Raw genomic sequence first — 21,511 nt, 5'->3', positions numbered from 1 at the left:
GATGAAATGAGAAAAAAGAGTTCTTTTTTTTGCAAACAGTATCATATCATATTGCAGAGAGCAGCTGTGACAGACAGTGCAAACAAATTTGGTAAAAAGCATAAAAAATTTGAAAATTCTGCTTGAATAAATGCGAAAAAGTGGTATACTAGCACTATGCAGATATGGTTCATCGGTAGAACGCTAGCTTCCCAAGCTGGAAAGGCGGGTTCGACTCCCGTTATCTGCTCTTTTTATTTGCCCCTGTAAATACTGGATTTTTCCTTTATTTACAGGGGTTTTGCTTTTGCAGCCTGAAAAAATATTACAGTATTAAGGAGTATGTTTTCGGCACTTTTGCAGCACGGATGCAGGGTGCAGCCACATGCCTCTCAGTACCGGTTCTTGTTTTTTAAGATTCATGTGAAAATTCTTTATTTTCTCCACAGATTGTCGTAAAATAGAAAAAATTAAAAATACTCTGAAAGGAGCCATAGTATGACAAAAGAAGAACTTACTCTGGAAATCATTGACCGGTTAAAGAAGGAATATCCGGATGCGGACTGCACACTGGACTACAATGACGCCTGGAAGCTCTTGGTCAGCGTCCGTCTGGCAGCCCAGTGCACAGATGCCAGAGTGAATGTGGTGGTAAAGGATTTATATGAGAAATTTCCGGATGTGAACGCCCTTGCAGAGGCGCCGGTGGAGGAAATTGAGGCGATTGTGAGGCCCTGCGGCCTGGGGCACAGCAAGGCAAAGGATATCAGCGCCTGCATGAAAATGCTCAGGGATCAATTTGACGGCAGGGTTCCCGACAGCTTTGACGCCCTGCTGTCTCTGCCCGGCGTGGGGAGAAAAAGCGCGAACCTGATTATGGGAGATGTGTTCGGGAAGCCGGCGATAGTCACCGATACCCATTGTATCCGGCTGGTGAACCGCATGGGACTTGTGGACGGAATCAAGGAGCCTAAAAAGGTGGAGATGGCGCTCTGGAAGCTGGTTCCGCCTCAGGAGGGAAGCGATTTCTGCCACCGCCTTGTCTACCACGGGAGGGACATATGCACAGCGAGAACGAAGCCCCACTGCGACAGGTGCTGTCTGGCAGATATATGTGCCAAGAACGGCGTATAGGGAAAACGGGCAGTGCTGACAGAGGACGGCACGCTGAGGATAGAACTGGTGCCTTTCATTTAAAGCAGGAACAGCTCCCCTCCTGTGAAACTTTGCCAGCGAAGACTTTTCAGATCAAACTGCAAATTTTTTGAAGTTATCAGCTCACATGGCTCGTTTCAAAAAATAGAAGGCTTATGACTGCCATGAGAGGCAGGGCAGAGGGCAGCTTTCTTAAGAACAGGAAAACCAGAAGGAACAGAATCATTTGAAGGAGCAGAATCAGCTGGAGGGGCAGGAAGCAGAAATGAGGTATAAAAGTCAGATGGAAGAAATAAAGAATAAGGGCCGTGCGGACAGCAGGGATAAATCAGAAAAGGACAGAGGCACAGAAATGAAACCCGGCACAGAGAAAGCCATGTTTGCAGAAGAAAAAAGTGAGGAGGAGATGGAGCAGGAGCTGGAGACGCTCCTGAATCAGCCCCAGGAGCAAAAAAAGAAGAGGCGCTCTCCTCTGGCAGCTGTAAAAAATATCAGGAACTGGTCTCCGAAAAAGAAAAAGTGCGGTGCGGCAGTTCTGGCCGTGGCAGCGGCAGTTCTCGTGCTCCGGGCTTTGGCAGGAGGAAAAAGCAGCGCGCCGGCGGTGGCGTCTATGCCGCTGGAGAGGGGAGATGTGGTTTCTACCCTGTCTCTGACAGGGCCGATTTCCGGTACAGACAGCGCAGATGTGGTTTCCAATCTCCACGCCGAGGTTCTGGAAATCCGGGTAAAGGAGGGCGATCGCGTGGAGAAAGGCCAGGTTCTGGCTGTTCTGGACCGCACAGATGCCCAGAAGGAAGTGGATATTGCCCAGAATTCCTATGAGCTGGCTGTCAGCGAGTACAATGAAAATATCCGCGACACGAGAAACGGCTATGAGAAGGCGGTGCAGGACTACAACACAGCCAAGCTGAATTACGACAGAAACAAGGTGCTGTTTGAGTCAGGCGCTGTCTCCTCGGCTGAGTTTGAGGCTGTAAGCAATGGGCTGAATGATGCCAGGAGAGAGATGGAGAGCTATACTGTGGAAAACGGCCAGGCAGTGCCGGATAAGTCCTATGAGCTGAAGGTACAGTCTGCCCAGTTTGAGCTGGATCAGAAGAAGAAGGATCTGGAGGAAACAGAGGTGAAAAGTCCCATAGCCGGAACGGTGGTGCGTGTGAATTCCAAGGTGGGACAGTTTGCGGACAAGCCGGAGGATGAAAAGCCCATGTTCATTGTGGAAAACCTCGATCAGCTTGAGATGGAGCTCCAGGTCAGCGAGTATTCGGTGGGAGATATTTCTGTAGGACTTCCGGTAGAAATCACAGCTGATATTCTGGACGGAAGGACGGTTAAGGGAACGGTTTCCTCCATCTCCCCCACAGGAGAGGAGAAGGTGGGAAGCGGGTCCACGGAACGTGTAGTTCCCACTACTGTGACCATTGATGATCCGAAGAGCGGACTGATTGCCGGGATCACAGCCAGGGCCACGGTGGTGACGGAGAGGGCTGAAGATGTATTTAAAATTCCCTCCTCTGCGATTCTTACGGAGGAGGATGGAGGAAAACAGATTGCAGTTTTGAAGGAGGGGACGAACCTGGTTCATCTTATCCCTGTGACCACTGGAGTTGAGAGCGATCTGGAAACGGAGATTGCTGCAGCTGCAGGGGAGGAGCTGACAGAGGGAATGACCGTGCTTCTGTCCCCTGAGGGACTTTCCGAGGGAATGGAAGTGGTGCCGGTATGATAAGAGCAAAAAAGAGCTGTGAGGAAAAGAAAAAAAGAGAAAATACGGCGGGACAGCTCTGTCCTGGAAGCAGGGGATTTAAGCTCAGCCAGACAGCAGAGAGAGCGGCCCGGAAAGCCGGGACGCTGTTTGCAGCCGGGAGAAAAAACGGACGGACAGCCGGGACAGGGACAGATGAGCTGATCAAAGTTGTAAATCTGTGCAAGATATACGATACAGGAGCTATGAAGGTTGTGGGCCTCAGAAATATAAACCTGACCATAAAAAGAGGCGAGTTTGTCGCTATCATGGGACAGTCAGGTTCGGGCAAATCTACCTTTATGAATATCCTGGGCTGTCTGGACCGGCCTCTGATCGGCCATTACTACCTGGACGGCATTGATATCAACGCCATGGATGACAGGATGCTTTCCCGGATCAGAAATCAGAAGATAGGCTTCGTATTCCAGTCTTTCAACCTGATTTCCAGAACCACGGCCAGAGAGAATGTGGAGCTTCCCATGACCTACGCCCATGTACCCAAGCATGAGAGAAGGGAGAGGGCTATACGGCTGCTGGAACGTGTGGGGCTGGGGGCAAGGACGGAGCACATGCCAAATGAGATGTCCGGCGGCCAGCGCCAGCGGGTGGCGATTGCCAGAGCCCTTGCCAATGATCCGCCTCTGATTCTGGCGGATGAGCCCACCGGAAACCTGGATACGGCGGCTTCTCTGGAGATTATGGAGCTCTTTTCAGAGCTTCACAGGGAGGGGGCTACGGTGGTTGTCGTCACCCATGAGGAGGATATAGCAGCCTTCACGGAACGCATTATCCGCTTCCGGGACGGGCGGATCATAAGCGACGAGAGGAGAGGAAGGACCGGCCGGGAGGATACGCCGAAGGAGGTGGAGGAATGTTAATTGAAAATATGAAGATGGCTTTCTCTGCCCTGCGGGCCAACAAGCTGCGCTCTTTTCTTACGATGCTGGGCATCATTATAGGAATCGGCTCCGTTATCTCCATCGTTTCCATCGGAGACACCATGAGAGAGCTGTTTTCCAGCCTGTACAGAGATGTGGGAGTGACGCAGGCCTATGTGTCCATCGGCTACTGGGTGGATGATGTGAGGGAGAGCGACTATTTTACCATGGATGATCTGGAGAAAATTAAGAATGTATTTGGGGACCAGATTGCCTATATTGACAGCTCCATGAGTACCTCGGCCGAGGCCGTCTCAGGGGCGGACAAGATGGAGTTTGACTATGAGGGAATTGACTGCAATTACATCGATGTCCAGCCGGTAGATATTTTATATGGAAGATATCTGAACGAAGCTGACGTTAAGGGGAGAAAGGAAAACGCAGTGATTGACGTTGATACGGCCAGAAATTTCTTCCACACAGACAATGCGGTGGGAAGGCAGTTTCGGACTGTACTGTTCGGGGAGGTAAAGGAGTTTACGGTGGTGGGAGTCTATGAGAAGGAGATGAGCCCCTTCCAGAAGCTGATGATGGGGGTGAGCGAGGAGAGAGGGGCGGCCTTTATCCCGTGGACGCTTCTGACCTGGCCCAATGACCGGTTTTACGGCTGCCGTCTGTATGCGGATGAGTCCATGACCTCCCAGGAACTGACCCGGTTTTACGACAATCTGGCCTTCTATGTGGCAAAGCTTAAGAACAGGGAGCCGGAGGACTGGCTGGTGCAGACTGCCATGGAGGAGATGGGTCAGGTGGATTCTCTCATGTCAGGGCTGTCGGCGGCAGTGGGAGGAATCGCTGCGATCTCCCTGTTAGTGGGGGGAATCGGCATTATGAATATCATGCTGGTGTCAGTGACGGAGCGCACCAGGGAAATCGGAATCAGGAAGGCTCTGGGAGCCAGAACCCGGGATATTATGGTACAGTTTCTCACGGAATCTGCGATCCTGTCAGCCTGCGGAGGGATGATCGGGATTCTGATTGGCTCCGGTCTTGTCATGGCTGCCGGAGCAGCTCTGGGAGTTCAGGCGGTGGTAAAACCGACGGTGGTGATTCTGGCCGTCTCGTTTTCTGCAGTGGTCGGAATTTTCTTCGGCCTCTACCCGGCCAGAAAGGCGGCGCTGGCCAACCCCATCGACGCACTCCGCTATGAATAGGGACCCAGAGAACGGCTAAAATTTATAGAAGAGGCGGCAGGCGAAAGAAGATGAAAGAAGATTCTGGCCTGCCGCTTTTTGCAGGCTGCATGAGACCCGCCACCCCAGATTTTTTTATGTGGGACGAATGAAAGGAAATTTACGAATTTATGAAAATTTTTATAGCCACTCGATATTTACAAAATTGTATGATATAATAAAGCGATATAATTAATTACAGCAGGGAGTGGGTATATGCTCAATGAAGAGAAAATCAGACTTATGACAAATATGGCCATGTTTGAAAAAAAGAACGGAAAGGCCATGAACTCCGGCAAAAACTATTTCAAGAGCGATTATATCAGCCGCAATATGATACGCGGTTTTTTCAGCTACACCATAAGCTGCGCGGCAATTCTCTGCATCTGGCTGATCTACAGCATGGAAGAGTTTTTGAGCACTCTCTCCTTTGAGGGGATGCTTGGTCTTATCAGAGGCTTCGTGATTTACTATGTCATTGGGCTGGCCCTGTATATGGGGCTGGTGTATGCCGTTTATTCGAGGCGCTACGACTACGCGTCGAAGAATATCAGGCTTTACACGGCAAAACTGAAACATCTTGACAAGCGGTACGACTATCAGAACCGCTCGAGAACTCTGGCAAAGGAGGACAGGAGGGTATGATGGGACTGCTTGTATTCAAGGAGCGCCTCAGGATATTTTATGCGAAGAACAGCCAGATTGTGATTCCGATCCTGAAATTTATCGTTGCGTTTACCGCTTTCTATCTGATAGGAAAGAACACCGGATTCGTGGAAAAACTGAGCTCTCCCCTTGTGGCGGTGGTAATGGGGCTTGTAGGAGCGGCTGTACCATATGGGGTGACGGCATTTCTGGCCGGAGGCTTCCTCATGGCCCAGCTTTTTTCCATCTCCCTTGAGGTGGCGGTGATCACGCTGATTTTCCTGATGGTCGTGGTGCTCTTATACTATGGCTTTCAGCCGGGGGACAGCGTGCTGCTGCTGGTGACGCCGATTATGTTTTTCCTGAAGATCCCGTTTGCGGTTCCCCTTCTGGTGGGACTGGGAGGAAACATGCTTTCGGTTATTCCGGTATGCTGCGGAACATTTATCTACTACGTGATCCTTTACGTAAAGCAGAATGCCAGCGTTCTGGCCGGCAGTGCTCAGACAGAGCTTACACAGCTTGTGATACAGCTTGTAAAGAGTATTGTCACCAATCAGGCCATGCTGGTGATGATGGCTGCACTGGCACTCTGCATCCTGATCGTGCATATTATAAAGAGCATGTCAGTGAATTACGCATGGGGGATCGCAATCGCGGCCGGTATAATTGCCCAGCTTCTGGTAATTTTTATCGGGGACTTCCGGTTCAATGTATCAGTGTCCATACTGGAGATTACAGTGGGCATGGCTGTATCGGCTCTAATCGCAGTGGTCTATCACTTCTTTGTCTTTGCGGTGGATTACACGCGGACGGAGTATGTCCAGTTTGAGGACGATGATTACTACTACTATGTGAAGGCTGTGCCGAAAATCGCAGTTTCCAAGCCGGATGTGAAGGTACAGAGAATTAACACAAGAAGAACCCCAAAGCGCAGGGATTGATGAAGGAAGAAAAAAGGAGGTGAGAGTATGGCAGAATATCTGAAAGAGCTGTATTCGTGGATCGCGTTTGTCCCGAATATGACATTAAAAAACCTTCTGGAAATTGTAATTATTGCATTTGTAGTCTACGAGGTTCTGGTCTGGATTAAGAACACAAGGGCATGGGCACTTTTAAAGGGGATCCTTTTTATCTGTGCGTTTGCGTTTGCGGCTGCCGTACTGGAACTGGACACCATCCTTTGGCTGCTGGGTAAGGCATCCTATATTGCCATCACCGCACTGCTTATTATATTCCAGCCGGAACTCAGACGCGCTCTGGAACAGCTGGGGAGCAAGAATGTTCTGACCGGTCTGTTTGCCAATGACGACGGCAAGGTGAAGGAAAACTTCAGCGAGAAGACAATCAATGAGCTGACAAGGGCCTGCTTTGAGATGGGCAAGGTTAAGACAGGGGCTCTCATGGTAATTGAGATGGAAACCCCTCTGAGCGATGTGGAGCGCACCGGAATCGAGGTGGACGGAATCATCACAAGCCAGCTCCTGATCAATATTTTTGAGCACAACACCCCTCTTCACGACGGAGCAGTGGTGATCCGGGGAAACCGGGTGACAGCTGCTACCTGTTATCTGCCTTTGTCCGACAATATGGACATCAGCAAGGATCTGGGCACGCGCCACAGGGCGGCTGTAGGAATCAGCGAAGTGACTGACAGCCTGACTCTTGTAGTTTCAGAGGAAACAGGCCGTGTGTCCGTAGCCTCAGGAGGAAGGCTGATCCGTGTCTCTGATGCGGAACAGCTGAAGGAAATTCTGTCCAGAGCAGTGAAGAGGGAGGAGACGACTGCTGCCAGGTTTAAGATTTGGAAGGGAAGGCGGAAGAATGAAAGAAAAGCTGACTAAAAATGCAGGACTTAAGCTGATCTCGCTGCTCTGTGCCTTCCTGGTGTGGCTCGCCGTTGTGAATGTGGCAAACCCGGTTCAGACAAAGAGTGTGGAAGTGCCTGTCTCGATCACAAATGAGTCAGTTCTGGAAAGCTCCAATCTGACGTACCAGATTGACGGAAAGAGCACTGTGACGGTGCAGGTGAGCGCCAGGGCCCGTGATATCTACCGGTTCAGCGCAGATGACTTCAGGGCCTATGCGGATCTGGCCGATCTCTACACGGTGACGGGAGCCGTTCCGGTTACCGTAGAGATTCTGAACGACGAGGAGTACCTGGTGGGGAATGCGGCCTTCGCAGGAGCCAAGTATGAGGTAAAGGCGCCAGGAGTTGTCCATATTAAGACTGAAGAGCTTCAGACAAAACGGTTTTCTCTGACCTATCACATAACGGGAACTCCGGCTGGCGACGGAGAATATGCCCCTGGCCAGGTGGAAATGAATCCCGACTATGTGTATGTGAGAGGCCCGGTATCCCTGATCGGGCAGATCAGCAGTGTGGGAATTGAGATTGATGTGGAGGGAAAGGACAGTGACGTGTCTGGAACGGCATCCCCGAAATTCTATGATGCCAATGATAATGAGCTGCCCTTAGGCGATACGGTTACAATCCTGGGCGGAGATATCTCTTATGAGATGACGATGCTGAGGGTAAAGACCCTTGCCCTTGACTTCCAGGTGTCAGGGGAGGTGGCTGACGGCTACAGGATGACGGGAATTGACTGCGGTGTGACGAGCGTTTCCGTGGCAGGCCTGCGCTCCGTGCTGGCCAATATGAACACCCTTCCAATTCAGAGTCCGGAGCTCTCTGTGGAAGGAGCCACAGCCGACAAAGAATGCGAGATTGATCTGGCAGATTATCTTCCGGCAGGGCTTGAGCTGGCCGGACTGGACAACACGGTTGTGAAGGTAACGCTCCAGGTAGAGCCTCTGCAGAACAGAGTTTACACGGTAGATCAGGAAGATATTGAAATGACAGGAGCTTCTGACGGCTACAGCTATGAGCTGCAGGGCTCTGAGGTCAGGATTACCGTGCGCGGACTGAAAGAGGATTTGGACAGTCTGTCTCCGGATAAGATGAACCTGTCGCTGGATGTGCTGGGCATGACGCCGGGAATCCATACGGCAGTTCTCAAGTATCAGCTGGACGAGGCCTATGAAATGATAGGAATTCCTTCGGTGACAGTGGAAGTCACAGAGAGGACGGCTCATTCCTCGGCAGACACTGCATCGGGAACGCAAGATGAAGAGGAACAGGGAACTCAGGAATCGGAACAGTCCGGGACAGCAGGCGCAGACAGAGGCACAGAGGCCGGACAGGAATAAAGCGGCGGCGAAAGTCATGTACTTTCGCCAAAGGCCGGAAGGAAATAACACAGGAGAAGTTTTATGGTTAAAGCAAAAGTAAAAATTAAGAATACCAGCGGGCTCCATCTGAGACCGGCGGGAATTCTCTGCAACGAGGCGGTGAAATACCAGTCTCAGATAACATTCAATTATAAAAACAGTTCATCGAATGCAAAAAGCGTGCTGAGTGTTCTGGGGGCCTGCATTAAATGCGGGGATGAGATTGAATTCATCTGTGAGGGAAAAGACGAGGAAGAGGCGCTGTCCGCCATGTTAAAGGCAGTCAACGACGGTCTGGGCGAATAGCAGCCCTCAGATAGAAGGAGGAAAAAGAAAATGGCATCAGGAACAGGAGCATCTGCCGGCATCGGCATTGGAAAGGTTGTAATTCTTAAAGAAGAGGCTCTCGTAATCAGGCGCGATACAGTGGCTGATGCTGCGGCAGAGAAGGAGCGTTTTAAAAAGGCTGTGGAAAAGAGCATCGAGGACACACAGGCCCTGGCTGCCGATATGGCAGAGAGAATCGGAGAAAAAGAAGCTGAGATTTTAAATGGTCATCTGATGCTTCTGCAGGACCCGATGATGACCATGGAGATAGAGGGAAAGATCGACAGCGAAAAGCTGTGCAGTGAGGCGGCCATCGAGGACGTATGCACGATGTACGCGGATATGTTTGCATCTATGGACGATGAACTGATGCAGCAGAGGGCTGCCGACATGCGAGATATCAAGACCAGAATGCAGAAGGTGCTTCTGGGCGTCAAGTCTGTGGACGTATCGGCGCTTCCCAAGGGAAGTGTACTGGTGGCAGAGGATCTGACTCCTTCTGTTACAGCCGGAATCAATCCGGAAAATGTAACGGGAATCGTGACAGAGCTGGGAGGACGCACCTCCCATTCAGCCATTCTTGCCAGGGCGCTGGAGATCCCGGCTGTAGTGGCTGCCGCAGGCATTCTGTCCCAGGCAGCCGACGGCGATGAGATTATCCTGGACGGAGAGAGCGGAGAGATCTTCGTGAAGCCGGAAGAGTCCGTAAAGGCAGAGTATGAGGCAAAGAGGGCTTCCTACCTGGCTGAGAAGGAGGAGCTTAAGAAATATGTCGGCAGGGAGACAATCACAAAGGACGGCGTAAAGATAGAGGTGGCAGCCAATATCGGGCGGCCGGAGGATGTGGATCGTGTGCTTTCCTATGACGCGGAGGGCATCGGACTGTTCCGCACAGAGTTCCTGTTTATGGATCGCACCTCCATGCCCACAGAGGAGGAGCAGTTTGAGGCTTACAGGAAAGTAGCTGTTGCCATGAACGGAAAGCCGGTAATTATCAGAACGCTGGATATAGGCGGCGATAAGGAGATTCCTTACATGGGGCTGAAAAAGGACGAAAATCCATTCCTGGGCTATCGGGCAATCCGCTTCTGCCTTGACAGGAAGGATGACATTTACCGTCCGCAGCTTCGCGCCCTGCTGCGTGCCAGCGCATTCGGAGCCATCAAGATTATGGTTCCGATGGTAACCTGCGTGGAGGAGTACCGTGAGGCAAAGGCTCTGATTCACGAGATTATGGACGAGCTGGAACAGGAGGGAATCCCTTACAATAAAGACATTCAGGTAGGAATCATGGTAGAGACGGCTGCAGCTTCTCTGATGGCTGACGTGTTTGCCAGGGAGGTAGATTTCTTCAGTATCGGCACAAATGATCTGACCCAGTACACCATGTCTGTGGATCGCGGAAACGATAAGGTATCCTACCTGTACTCCACCTTCAATCCGGCTGTTTTGAGAAGCATCCGCCATATTATCGAGTGCGGAAGGAAAGAGGGCATCATGGTCGGAATGTGCGGGGAGGCGGCCAGCGATCCGCTGATGATCCCGCTGTTAGTGGCGTTCGGATTAAATGAGTTCAGCATGAGCGCTTCTGCCGTCCTGAAGGCCAGAAAGATGATCACAGAGTGCGACAGCAGAAAGCTTCAGGAGATGGCGGACAAGGCTATGAGTTTTGTGACTGCCTCCGAGATTGAGAGCTTTATGAGGGAATTCACAGAGAAGAATTTCCTGTAGAGGATGACAATCTGCCAGACAAAGTCTGGCAGAACATGACGGGAGCTGCCTGACGAAAGAGAACAGGCAGGTTCGGGCCTGCTGAAAGCGGCCTGCAAAAATCTGCCTGGATGAGGGATGAAAGAAAAGAGGTGCTGCATAATTATGATTGTAACTGGTACAACTATAATTATGCAGCCTTTTGCTTTGGGGGGAAATTTAAGGATTTTCCAAAAAAACTCTTTGGAAACAGACAGAGCTTTCGCAGGAAGCAGACGCTTTAGGAGGAGCAGAGTCTGTCATCGGCAGGGGGCGGACTGCCCGGAGGAAACGAAGGTTTCCTGAATATCATGTACGTGAGGATGAAGAAGATGATTGTTTACCTGATATGCTATCTGGCCTCTTTTCTGACGGCCATGATGGGTCATTACTATTTTTCAGGAATTTTCCTGATAGGCGCAGCCGTTTACCTCTACGTGAGAGAGTTCAGAAGAACGGGGAACTGCATCCATCTGAGAGGAATTTTTTCTCTGGCCTGGGTGGGCGGGCAGGGAATTTCCTGTCTGAAGCTGAGCCGCCTGGCAAGGGACTGGAGCCTGATGACATGGCTCTGCTTTCTGGCTGCCTTCCTGGGTTTTTATTTTGCCTATGAGTTTTTTGAGAGGAGAGGCCGGAATAACTATAACAGCTACGCTGCTAGGTGGAAAGGGCAGAAGCGCTGGCACGATTTCCGTTCCTGCGAGGAGCCGGTGTTTGTGTGTGCCGTGGCCATAGCGGTCGTTTCCCTGCTCTGCTTCGCGGCAGAGGCGGTGATTCTCGGATATGTGCCGTTTTTCCTCAGGGGAGTGCCTCACGCATATTCCTATTTTCACATTACGGGAGTCCACTATTTTACCGTATCCTGTGTGCTGGTACCGGCCCTTACGGTTATATTCTTTCACTCCAATGGAGGGCGGGACAGGTTAAAGACAGGGATCCTGATAGGTATGGACGTGATAGCCCTGCTGATTCCGATTCTCTGCGTTTCCAGGTTTCAGCTGATCCTGGCAGTGGCCCTGGCGGTGCTCACCTATCTGATGATGGATATTCATATTGATCCTCTGCAGATGATGATAGGGGCAGCGGGGCTGTTTGTGGTCATGGTGATCGTCTATGTGATTCTGACCATTGCCAGAAGCCACGATGTGGAGTATCTGAACGGAATTTTTGAGATGAAAAACAGCAGGATGCCGATTTTTATTACGCAGCCCTATATGTATATTGCAAATAACTATGATAACTTTGACTGTCTGGTGGAGGCTCTGGCGGCAGGGCACAGCCACAGCTTCGGACTCAGAATGCTCTTCCCGCTCTGGGCACTGACGGGCCTTAAATTTCTCTTTCCGCAGCTGACAGCCTTTGAGCTTTTCACCACAAAGAAGGAACTGACAACAGTTACCCTGTTCTATGACGCCTACTACGACTTCGGGCTCATCGGCGTCGTGCTTCTGGCCTGTGCGCTGGGAGCGCTGGCCTTCTATCTGACCGATATGGTGAAGCATATCAGGAACCCGATCGGGTATCTTCTGTATGCCCAGATTGCCGTGTACTTTGGCCTGTCTTTTTTCACCACCTGGTTCAGCAACCCGGCCACCTGGTTCTATCTGGTCCTGACAGGGGCCGCGGCAGTGTACGTGGAGTGGCGTCAGTAAGAGAGCCTGGAGATAAAAACATCTGCAGCAAAAAAACAATGAGAGGAGAGGAAGGTTATGATTTCAGAAAAAATGCAGCCATTGCTCAAAAACAACTCAGCCATCAGGATGATGTTTGAGGAAGGGAAAAAGATGGCCGCTGTCTACGGGGCAGAGAATGTGTATGATTTCAGCCTGGGAAACCCCAGCGTTCCGGCGCCGAAGGAGGTGGAGCAGGCCATTTCGGATATTCTGAGAGAGGAGGATTCCCTGTTTGTCCACGGCTATATGAGCAATGCAGGGTATGAGGATGTGAGGGAGGCCATTGCCCAGTCCTTAAACAGACGTTTTGGCACAGCCTTTCACCAGGACAACATCCTGATGACAGTGGGGGCGGCCAGCGGGCTGAACGTGCTCCTGAAAACTCTCTTAAATCCCGGTGAGCAGGTGATTGCCTTTGCCCCGTATTTTGTGGAGTATGGCTCCTACGTCCGCAATTATGACGGGGAGCTGGTGGTGATCCCGCCGAATACCAAGGACTTTCAGCCGAACCTTTCGGAGTTTGAGAAGCGCATCACGGAAAAGACAAAGGCTGTGATTATCAATACGCCCAACAATCCCACGGGCGTGATCTATTCGGAGGAAACGCTGAGAGCCATGGCAGGCATTCTGGAAGAAAAGGAGAGAGAGTTCGGCCATCCCATCGTGCTGATTTCCGACGAGCCTTACAGGGAGCTGGCCTACGACGGGGCGGTGGTTCCCTTTGTTACGAAGTATTACAGAAACACCGCTGTCTGCTACTCCTACAGCAAATCTCTCTCTCTTCCCGGAGAACGGATTGGCTATCTGCTCATCCCGGACGAGATGGAGGAGGCGAAGGCCGTCTTCTCAGCGGCGGTTATCGCAAACCGTGTGCTGGGCTGTGTCAATGCTCCGTCTCTGATGCAGAGGGTGATTATGAGATGTGTGGACGCCGAGGTGAATGTGGATGCCTACGACAGAAACCGAAACCTCCTCTATAACGGGCTGAGGGAATGCGGCTTTGAGTGCATTAAGCCGGAGGGGGCGTTTTACCTGTTTATGAAGACTCCGGCAGATGAGAAGGAGTTCTGCGAGAAGGCCAAGGAACATCACGTGCTGGTGGTTCCCGGAAGTTCCTTTGCGTGTCCCGGCTATGTGAGGATTGCCTACTGTGTATCCTATGAGATGATTGAGAGATCCCTTCCGGCCTTCAGGGCGATCGCAGAGTATTACGGACTGACGAAATAGGCGGGGAGTCTGGAAAAGGACAGGATAAAATAAGAGAACAGGGAGTGTCTGAGCATAGGCAGATCATGAGGGATTGGCAGAGTCAGGAGGCTGGCATATGGAAGAGGCAAAAAGATATCTGAGGACAATTCTTAATATTCTGATTCCTCTGACAGGAATCTATCTGGTGTGTTTCTGGGGACCAAAGCTGCTGGGATTTTTTATCCCCTTTGTCATCGGCTGGGTCATTGCGCTGATAGCCAACCCTCTGGTCCGGTTTCTCGAGAGAAGGATGAGGATTGTGAGAAAACACGGCTCTGCTCTGATTATCGTGGGAGTTCTGGCACTCATTATCCTGCTCCTCTATCTGGTGATCGGAAAACTGTATACGGAAATCAGAGACTTCATCGGAGATCTGCCGGCTCTCTACGAGAACGCGGCTTTGGAGATACGCGGAGCCCTGGAAAATGGAGGGCGGCTTTTTGAATTTCTGCCTGATGAGTTCCAGGAGACAGTGGTAAGGTTCACGGAAAATCTGGGAAGCTACATGGGAGAGATTGTATCGAAAGCAGCTGCTCCGACGGTGGAGATCGCAGGAAATGTGGCAAAGGGCATTCCCAATGCGCTGGTGAATACCGTAATCACGATTCTGTCCGCCTATATTTTCATCGCGGAGCAGGAGCGGATCATGGAATGGCTGAGAAAAATCCTGCCGGAATTTATCCTGCGGTATATAGCCTATCTGAAGAAGGATGCAAGGGGAGTGATTGGAGGCTATTTTCTTGCACAGTTTCGGATTATGTTTGTGGTTGCGGTAATCCTGGCCGTGGGCTTTCTGTTTCTCGATGTAAGCTATGGCCTCGTCCTGGCTGTCCTGATTTCTATACTGGATTTTCTGCCTGTCTTCGGGACAGGGACAGCGCTGTTTCCCTGGGCGGCGGTAAAGCTCTTTACCGGCGATTACGGCTATGCGGCAGGGCTTTTGATCCTCTATGTGGTCACTCAGGTGGCAAGGCAGCTCATTCAGCCGAAGATAGTCGGAGATTCCATGGGACTGCCGCCTCTGATGACGCTGTTTCTGCTGTATCTTGGATTTAAGATGAAGGGGCTGGCCGGCATGATCCTGGCTGTGCCGATTGGGCTTATCTTTATCAATTTTTATAAATACGGGGCTTTTGACTCCCTGATTGAAAATGTTAAAATCCTGATCCGGGATATAAACGAGTTCCGCCGGGGAGGAAGAGACGGGCAGCAATAGGATGCCTGTGCTGTTTACAGTTTTCTGCGCCCTGGAGGAGAGCCGAAGGACTTTTTGTAGGCTCTCAGGAAGGCGGAATAGTTTTTAAAGCCGCAGCGGTAGCAGGTTTCCGTTACCGAAAGACCGGAATCTAACAGAGCCCTGGCCATTAAGAGCCGCTTCTCATTGATGTATTCCATGAGGGTGCAGCCGGTTTCCCGTTTAAAAAGCCGCATCATGTGGGAGCGGCTTAAAAAGACGCGGGAGGCCAGAGCGTCGATGGAAAAATCGGCGGCAGGATTTTCGCAGATCAGGCGCATCAGAGAGAGGACGGCGGCGTTGGGACAGGCAGCCGTCAGAGGGACGGCCTCCCCGGACAGCGCGGCTCTGCTCAGATAGATGAGAAATTCCATAAGCAGCAGGCGGCGCAGGAGAACATCGCAGAAGCCCTGCTCTGAGCAGGCCTTTTCCAGCCTTAAAAGGGACTCAAACAGGAGACTGTTCTTCATGGAAGGCAGGCGCAGAACATAGGAGCTGGTTTCACCTGCAGAGGAAAACAGCCGTGAGAGCTTTCCCCCTCCCCCCTCCTCAGAGGCCAGGAATTCAGGGGAAAGGTAGAGAATCAGCCGGCTGTAAGGGGCTCCCGGTTCTATCTCCGGTCTGTGGATCGAGTAGTGGGGAACCAGCACGATGTCATAGGGCTCCAGGGTGTAGGAGGTGCCCTCGATGCTGTAGCCGGAGGCGCCGCCAAGAAAGACGACTGCCTTGTCGAAATCGTGATAATGGTAGGCAATGGGAGCCCTGACTGGCTGAGTCAGGTGGAACAGGCGGAATTCCTCAGACAGATAGCCGCGCTTTTCGTATTCCTCCTCTGATAAATGGCAAAATGAGCTCAAGCAAAAACCTCCCTGTTTTTCATAATAGTAAAATCAGTTACAGCCAAGCCATGTATCTTCTTGCCCGCTTAAAGCGGGCGGGGAAGCATCTGGCGTCCGCCTTGGCATTTTCCTGTCCCAATCTTCGCATGGTTGAACTGTTACCAAAATTATAATGGAAACAGAGCACTAAATGCAAGATAAAGAGCAGAAAACTTATATTATTTGCGGATAGTGCGGTGTAAAATAAAAATAATGGAGAGCTAAGATGCCGCGCCGCAGGAAGGCGGGCATCAGATTTCCGGCTGAAGGGAGGAGTTATCATTGAAGGCTGTACTTGAAAAATATCACTGCATGGGAAATGATTACCTGGTTTTTGATCCAAATAAAAATGAGATGAAGCTGGGGGAGGAGCAGGTGAAGATGCTCTGTGACAGAAATTTTGGCATCGGTTCAGACGGAATTCTGGAGGGGCCGATACTGGACGGAGAGCAGATGTATGTGAAGATCTATAACCCGGATGGAAGCGAGGCCCCGAAGAGCGGAAACGGCATGGGGATTTTTGCCAGATATCTGAGGGATGCGGGATATGTGCAGAAGACAAAGGTATCCTGGATGACGCTGGGCGGTCCGGTGACCGTGTACTACCTCAATGAGGAGGGAACCCGCGTTAAAATTTCCATGGGAAAACCTACTTTCTGGAGTGATGAGATACCCGTGACGGGAGAGCGCAGAGAGATGGTCAATCAGACCATGGTGTTCGGGAAAATCCCCTATATAACTACCTGCCTGTCCATTGGAAATCCTCACTGTGTCATCTGGATGAATGAGATCTCTAAAGAACTGGTCTGCCGGATTGGAGAACACTCGGAGAACGCCCCCTGCTTCCCGGAAAAGGTGAACACCCAGCTTTTAAATGTTCTCGACAGGACAAACATTCAGATTGAAATCTATGAGAGAGGCGCAGGATATACACTGGCGTCAGGAAGCTGCGCCTGTGCTGCTGCCTGTGCGGCAAACCGGCTGGGTCTTGCAGACCGAAATATGTATGTGCACATGCCCGGAGGAATCCTTGAGGTGGAGATAAAGGAGGACGGAGTGGTGTACATGACCGGAGAGGTCGGCTATATCGGAAATATGACTCTGGGCTGCGAGATGGTGGAGAAGCTCAGGAAGGCGGATCGGAGCTGAGCTGCATCGGGAGATTCTGGCAAAGCTGCAGACAGAAACCGGCAGACAAAAAAACGACAGATAAAAAATCGGAAGACCAAAATTGACAAATAGAAATTGACAAACAGGGACGCCGCTGTTATAGTAAAAAAAGAGCGAGGGAGCTTTCTGCAAAGGGAGCTCTCTCTTTTGTTATTATATAACAGGAAACTTCGTTCCCCATTATATAATAACGCTCCGCGGGGATCGCACTGGGTTGGAAAGGAAGAATGCCGTTGATGCGCACTCGCGCGCAAGGTAAAAATTGCCTGAAGGCAACCGCGCTCGGCGCGAGTGTGCGCCAAGGCGCACACTTTTTTGCACAGGGAAGCGGATTTCCTGTGAAAGGTGCCAAAGCGCTCAGATATGATATTCTTAAATTCAGAAAAATGATAAAATCAGAAGGGAAGGAGCTGAGAAAAGGTGGAGTTAGAAAAACAGGAAGGAAGCAGAGGGGAGAAAAGAGAAAGCGGACAGGCAGAAGAGCTCATAGAGCTGGAGGGGGAAGAAGCGGCCGAAATGGACAGGGAGACGGCTCTGGAACTGGATGAGAAAACGGCTGATATTATTAAACTGCAGTTTTCTGATCTGTGCGGACGGCTGAAATCTGTGGAAATTCCCGGAAGGGCAGAACCCGGTTGGGAGAGGCTGGAGGCCGTGGAGGCAGAGGCGGTGACAGGGGAAACAGAGGAGCGGCCTGAATTAGGAGAGGGCAGGAAAAGGGGAAGCAAACGCAGAGAGATGGTTTTCCTAAAACCGGAGTGGGATACGTGGCTTCCCATGAGCTGGGAGACGGGAACGGGAGATGCGGCCCGGGTTATCTGCCAGGTGACAGACCGGGAGGGAAATCCCATGTGGAGCGATTCCAGAGAGGTGCTGAAAAGGGAACTTCTCCGCCAGGAGAGAAGAGGGCGCACCTTTCAGTTTGCCTTTGGCTGCGAGTTTTTCCTGTTTCACACCGATGAGGAAGGAAGGGCCACGACTGTCACCCACGAGACGGCGGGATACTGCGACGGAGGAACCATTGACCTGGCAGAAAGCGTGCGCCGCGACATGCTCCTAGGACTTGAGGAAGCGGGAATCCAGGTGGAGTATGTGACCCACGGGTGCGCGCCCGGACAGCATGTTTTCCGCCTGAAGGCCAGGAGAGGAGTGCAGGCCGCAGATGAGCTGCTGGCATTTCGGGCTATCATACGCAGAACTGCAAAAAGCCATGGCCTTCACGCATCCTTTATGCCAAAGCCGCTGAATGGATTCGGGGGCTCAGGGCTTGAGATAGAGGTTTTGCCGGAGCTTATACAGAAGAGTCGGGGAGAGGAAAAGGAAAGGAAGGCATTGTGCCTGGAGGCAGCAGAACGTCTCAGACAGAGTCTGGGGGAGATGGCTCTTTTAACAAATCCACTGGTAAATTCCTACCGGCGTCTTGCGGCTCTCAGAGAAGAGGGAGCTGACAGGGAGGACTTTGTCCGGAGTTCGGAGACGGGGCTTCAGTTTTTCCTGGCTGACTCCTCCGTAAATCCCTACCTGGCCCTTGCGGCTGTGCTGGCAGCTGGATTTGGGGAGCAGGAGGAGAGGGCCAAAATACAAAAGGACATCAAAAGGCAGGAACTTCCCTCTACGCTGGGAGAGGCAGTCTCCGTGTTTTCAGAGAGCGCAGGGATGAGAAAGCTGCTGGGAGAGAGACTGTTCTCCTTTTATGCAGAAATGAAGCTTAAAGAGTGGAAGCGCCATATATCCTGGGTGAGCGACTGGGAGCTTCGGGAGTATCTTTCCAGATATTGACAGACAGATTTTGGGCGCTGGAAAACGGGACAGCCGGGAAGGCAGGATACAGGCTTAGGACAGAAAGGCGGAGGACGTGACGAACATAATTGTGGCTTTTGCAAGACAGGAGGATGGGCGGAAAATAAAGAGCATACTGGTAAAAAGCGGATTTTTGGCTGTGACTGTCTGTACCTGCGGAGCCCAGGTGCTGAGCCAGTCAGGACTTTTGGGTTCAGGCATCGTCGTCTGCGGCTACCGGTTCGGGGATATGAACTGCAGACAGCTGAGGGAACAGCTGTCCGACCGGTTCGAGATGCTGTTAGCTGCCTCGCCCAGCCTCTGGAGCGGTGAGAGGATGGGAGAGATCGTCTGTCTTCCTGCGCCGTTTACAGTGAAGGATCTGGTCGGCACGGTCAGGATGATGGAGCAGATAGCTGTGCAGAAGGAGAGACGGCTGAGAAGCCTGAAGCGGGAGAGAAGCGAGGAGGAAAAGCGCCTGGTGGCTGAGGCTAAACGGATACTGATGGACAGAAACCGGATGACGGAGCCCCAGGCCCACCGCTACCTGCAGAAATGCAGCATGGACAGCGGCACCAGCCTGCCGGAGTCTGCGGCCATGGTGATCCGCCTGTACCGGCAGAGCTGACAAATCAGGATATTGAAAAACCAGGCATACAGATAATGATAGAAAAGAAATTATACCAGGAAGGAAGCAACAGGAGGAAGAAACATGAAGTTTACAAAGATGCAGGGACTTGGAAATGACTATGTATATGTGGACTGCTTTAAGGAGACTGTGGAAAACCCGGAAAAAACGGCCGTTTTTGTGAGCAACCGCCATTTCGGGATCGGTTCAGACGGCCTGATCCTCATCAAACCGTCCAAGGTGGCAGACTGCCAGATGGATATGTACAATCTGGACGGTTCCAGGGGAGCCATGTGCGGAAACGGGATTCGCTGTGTGGGAAAATACGCTTACGATCACGGGATTGTGCCGGCAGACAGGAAGGTTCTCACCGTGGAGACGGCCTCCGGGATCAAAACCCTTACGGTAAAGGAGGAGAATGGGAAGGCTGTCCAGCTGACTGTGGATATGGGAAGGCCGGAACAGACCTCAGAAATTCCGGAATCCATTGAGGTGGATGGAAAGGAATATCAGTTTATCGGGATTTCTATGGGAAATCCCCATGCAGTGCTGTTTGTGGATGACACAGCCGCTGTCCCTCTTGAGAGCATCGGACCGAAATTTGAGTGCCACAGGAGATTCCCTGACCGCACCAATACGGAGTTCGTCCAGGTGATAGACAGAGGACATATCAGAATGAGAGTGTGGGAACGGGGGTCAGGGGAGACCATGGCCTGCGGAACAGGGGCCTGTGCCAGCGCAGTGGCCAGCATCCTGTCCGGGTATACCGACACATTGGTGGAGGTGGAGCTTCTGGGAGGCTGCCTGACCATCGAGTGGGACAGAGAAAAGGATACGGTGTATATGACAGGACCGGCCGTGGAGGTATTTAACGGCGAGATTGCGATCCCCTAGAAGCTACAGATCCTTCTTTCCGGGGAAAGGCTACACTTTTTTTATTGTTCTTCATAGAATAAAGTAGAACTGCCGGCTGGCATCTTATGTTTCTTAGCTCAGAAAAGGAACAGAGCTGCCAGAGAGGAAGGAATGGGAAAGAGAAAAGAGGCTGAAGACTGCAGCAGCGTACATTCCGGTATCTTCTTCCGGCACAGAACAGAAAGGAGCCTTTTTCTTAATATGAAAAAGAGAGTTGTGATAGATGCGGGACACGGGGGAACCAGAGATCCGGGGGCTGTATATTTTGGAAGACAGGAAAAAGATGATGCGCTGCGGCTTGCCCTGGCGGTAGGCTCGCTCCTGGAGGACCGGGGGTTCGAGGTAGTTTATACGAGAGTCAGCGACGTGTATGATACGCCTTACGAGAAGGCCCAGATGGGGAACAACGCAGAGGCCGATTATTTTGTTTCCATCCACAGAAATGCAGCCGGAGTGCCCGAAAATGCATCAGGGATTATGACACTTGTTTATGCGGATGAGGGATTCCGGGGAATTTTGGCAAGAGAGATCAATGAGGAACTGAAAAAAACTGGTTTTCAGGATCTGGGAGTGGTGGAGAGGCCGGGACTGGTAGTCCTGAGAAGGACACAGATGCCGGCGGTCCTTGTGGAGGCAGGATTTATAGACAATCCGGAGGATAACCGCATGTTTGATGAAAAGTTTGAGGAGATCGCAGAGGCAATCGCCGCGGGAATTGAGAAGGCTGCCGCCAGAGACGAGAGAGAGAAGCCGCCTGTCTACTATATGGTACAGACAGGGGCCTACCGGATGCGGGCCCTGGCAGAGCAGCAGCTCATTCAGCTTCAGTCGCAGGGCTATCCCGCCTATCTCGTCTACGAGGATGGGTATTACAAGGTGAGAGTCGGCGCCTTCCGGAATCTGGACTACGCGGCGGCTCTCGAAGCAGAGCTTAGGGATCACGGATATGCCACCATGATAGTGAGAGATTACAGCACAGAGGACAAAAAGAAGATGGAGTCTTCCATGTAAAAGGAGGGCGCTGCGGCAAAATGAGGCGGCAG

At 51.6% G+C, this 21,511-nt stretch carries 19 protein-coding genes and 1 tRNA gene; 19 read left to right on the top strand and 1 reads right to left on the bottom strand.

The window, feature by feature from the left end:
• The first annotated feature begins 158 nt into the window (after positions 1–158).
• From DW757_RS09065 to ytvI, 14 genes are all read left to right on the top strand, one after another.
• Positions 159–229 (top strand) — tRNA-Gly (locus DW757_RS09065).
• A gap of 248 nt (positions 230–477) precedes the next feature.
• Positions 478–1,113 carry an endonuclease III gene (gene nth, locus DW757_RS09060; protein ID WP_008397458.1) on the top strand — a complete coding sequence of 212 codons (636 nt, stop codon included), beginning with the start codon at positions 478–480 and terminating at the stop codon, positions 1,111–1,113.
• A 286-nt stretch (positions 1,114–1,399) separates the two neighbouring features.
• Complete coding sequence (locus tag DW757_RS09055) at positions 1,400–2,860, top strand: efflux RND transporter periplasmic adaptor subunit (protein WP_243033546.1); 1,461 nt, start codon at positions 1,400–1,402, stop codon at positions 2,858–2,860.
• Complete coding sequence (locus DW757_RS09050) at positions 2,857–3,759, top strand: ABC transporter ATP-binding protein (RefSeq protein WP_015572934.1); 903 nt, start codon at positions 2,857–2,859, stop codon at positions 3,757–3,759. Before DW757_RS09055 ends, DW757_RS09050 begins: the two co-directional genes overlap by 4 nt.
• The gene (locus tag DW757_RS09045; protein WP_008397454.1) at positions 3,753–4,973 is read left to right on the top strand and encodes an ABC transporter permease; all 1,221 of its coding nucleotides are present in this window, start codon (positions 3,753–3,755) and stop codon (positions 4,971–4,973) included. Before DW757_RS09050 ends, DW757_RS09045 begins: the two co-directional genes overlap by 7 nt.
• Positions 4,974–5,207: 234 nt before the next feature.
• On the top strand, positions 5,208–5,636 hold the full coding sequence (locus tag DW757_RS09040) for a hypothetical protein (RefSeq protein ID WP_015544985.1): 429 nt from the start codon (positions 5,208–5,210) through the stop codon (positions 5,634–5,636).
• Positions 5,633–6,580 carry a hypothetical protein gene (locus tag DW757_RS09035; protein WP_008397452.1) on the top strand — a complete coding sequence of 316 codons (948 nt, stop codon included), beginning with the start codon at positions 5,633–5,635 and terminating at the stop codon, positions 6,578–6,580. Before DW757_RS09040 ends, DW757_RS09035 begins: the two co-directional genes overlap by 4 nt.
• A gap of 27 nt (positions 6,581–6,607) precedes the next feature.
• On the top strand, positions 6,608–7,480 hold the full coding sequence (gene cdaA / locus DW757_RS09030) for a diadenylate cyclase CdaA (protein WP_118751530.1): 873 nt from the start codon (positions 6,608–6,610) through the stop codon (positions 7,478–7,480).
• A complete protein-coding gene (locus tag DW757_RS09025; protein ID WP_118751529.1) occupies positions 7,461–8,846 on the top strand; it encodes a CdaR family protein in 1,386 nt (461 codons plus the stop codon). Before cdaA ends, DW757_RS09025 begins: the two co-directional genes overlap by 20 nt.
• 63 nt (positions 8,847–8,909) lie before the next feature.
• The gene (locus tag DW757_RS09020; RefSeq protein WP_015572938.1) at positions 8,910–9,173 is read left to right on the top strand and encodes an HPr family phosphocarrier protein; all 264 of its coding nucleotides are present in this window, start codon (positions 8,910–8,912) and stop codon (positions 9,171–9,173) included.
• A gap of 30 nt (positions 9,174–9,203) precedes the next feature.
• Positions 9,204–10,925: a phosphoenolpyruvate--protein phosphotransferase gene (gene ptsP, locus DW757_RS09015; protein ID WP_118751528.1), complete on the top strand. Its 1,722-nt coding sequence runs from the start codon at positions 9,204–9,206 to the stop codon at positions 10,923–10,925.
• Between the two features lie 350 nt (positions 10,926–11,275).
• Positions 11,276–12,595 (top strand): O-antigen polymerase, encoded by a 1,320-nt coding sequence (locus DW757_RS09010; RefSeq protein WP_118751575.1) that lies wholly within the window; start codon positions 11,276–11,278, stop codon positions 12,593–12,595.
• Positions 12,596–12,652: 57 nt separating this feature from the next.
• A complete protein-coding gene (locus DW757_RS09005) occupies positions 12,653–13,843 on the top strand; it encodes a pyridoxal phosphate-dependent aminotransferase (RefSeq protein WP_118751527.1) in 1,191 nt (396 codons plus the stop codon).
• Between the two features lie 97 nt (positions 13,844–13,940).
• Positions 13,941–15,080, top strand: a complete 1,140-nt coding sequence (gene ytvI, locus DW757_RS09000) for a sporulation integral membrane protein YtvI (protein WP_015572941.1) — start codon at positions 13,941–13,943, stop codon at positions 15,078–15,080.
• 14 nt (positions 15,081–15,094) lie between these two features.
• On the opposite strand, the gene DW757_RS08995 is transcribed toward ytvI, so the two are convergent.
• Positions 15,095–15,955, bottom strand: a complete 861-nt coding sequence (locus tag DW757_RS08995; RefSeq protein WP_021966208.1) for an AraC family transcriptional regulator — start codon at positions 15,953–15,955, stop codon at positions 15,095–15,097.
• Positions 15,956–16,258: 303 nt separating this feature from the next.
• Between DW757_RS08995 and dapF (DW757_RS08990) the strand changes: the two genes are divergently transcribed.
• From dapF (DW757_RS08990) to DW757_RS08965, 5 genes are all read left to right on the top strand, one after another.
• Positions 16,259–17,125: a diaminopimelate epimerase gene (dapF, locus tag DW757_RS08990; protein WP_021966209.1), complete on the top strand. Its 867-nt coding sequence runs from the start codon at positions 16,259–16,261 to the stop codon at positions 17,123–17,125.
• Between the two features lie 441 nt (positions 17,126–17,566).
• Positions 17,567–18,925, top strand: a complete 1,359-nt coding sequence (locus tag DW757_RS08980) for a glutamine synthetase family protein (protein WP_182433284.1) — start codon at positions 17,567–17,569, stop codon at positions 18,923–18,925.
• 76 nt (positions 18,926–19,001) lie between these two features.
• Positions 19,002–19,553, top strand: coding sequence for an ANTAR domain-containing protein (locus DW757_RS08975; RefSeq protein WP_008397435.1), 552 nt, complete (start codon positions 19,002–19,004; stop codon positions 19,551–19,553).
• A gap of 84 nt (positions 19,554–19,637) precedes the next feature.
• Complete coding sequence (dapF, locus tag DW757_RS08970; RefSeq protein WP_008397434.1) at positions 19,638–20,447, top strand: diaminopimelate epimerase; 810 nt, start codon at positions 19,638–19,640, stop codon at positions 20,445–20,447.
• A 132-nt stretch (positions 20,448–20,579) separates the two neighbouring features.
• Entirely contained in the window at positions 20,580–21,479 is a 900-nt protein-coding gene (locus DW757_RS08965) for an N-acetylmuramoyl-L-alanine amidase (protein ID WP_118751525.1), read from the top strand.
• Positions 21,480–21,511 lie beyond the last annotated feature (32 nt).

The sequence above is a fragment of the Clostridium sp. AM29-11AC genome, from assembly GCF_003480545.1.
In the GTDB taxonomy this organism is placed as follows: Bacteria; Bacillota; Clostridia; order Lachnospirales; family Lachnospiraceae; genus Otoolea; species Otoolea saccharolyticum_A.
Note: the sequence above shows the minus strand (reverse complement) of the source record. Positions and strands in the feature narration are given on the sequence as shown.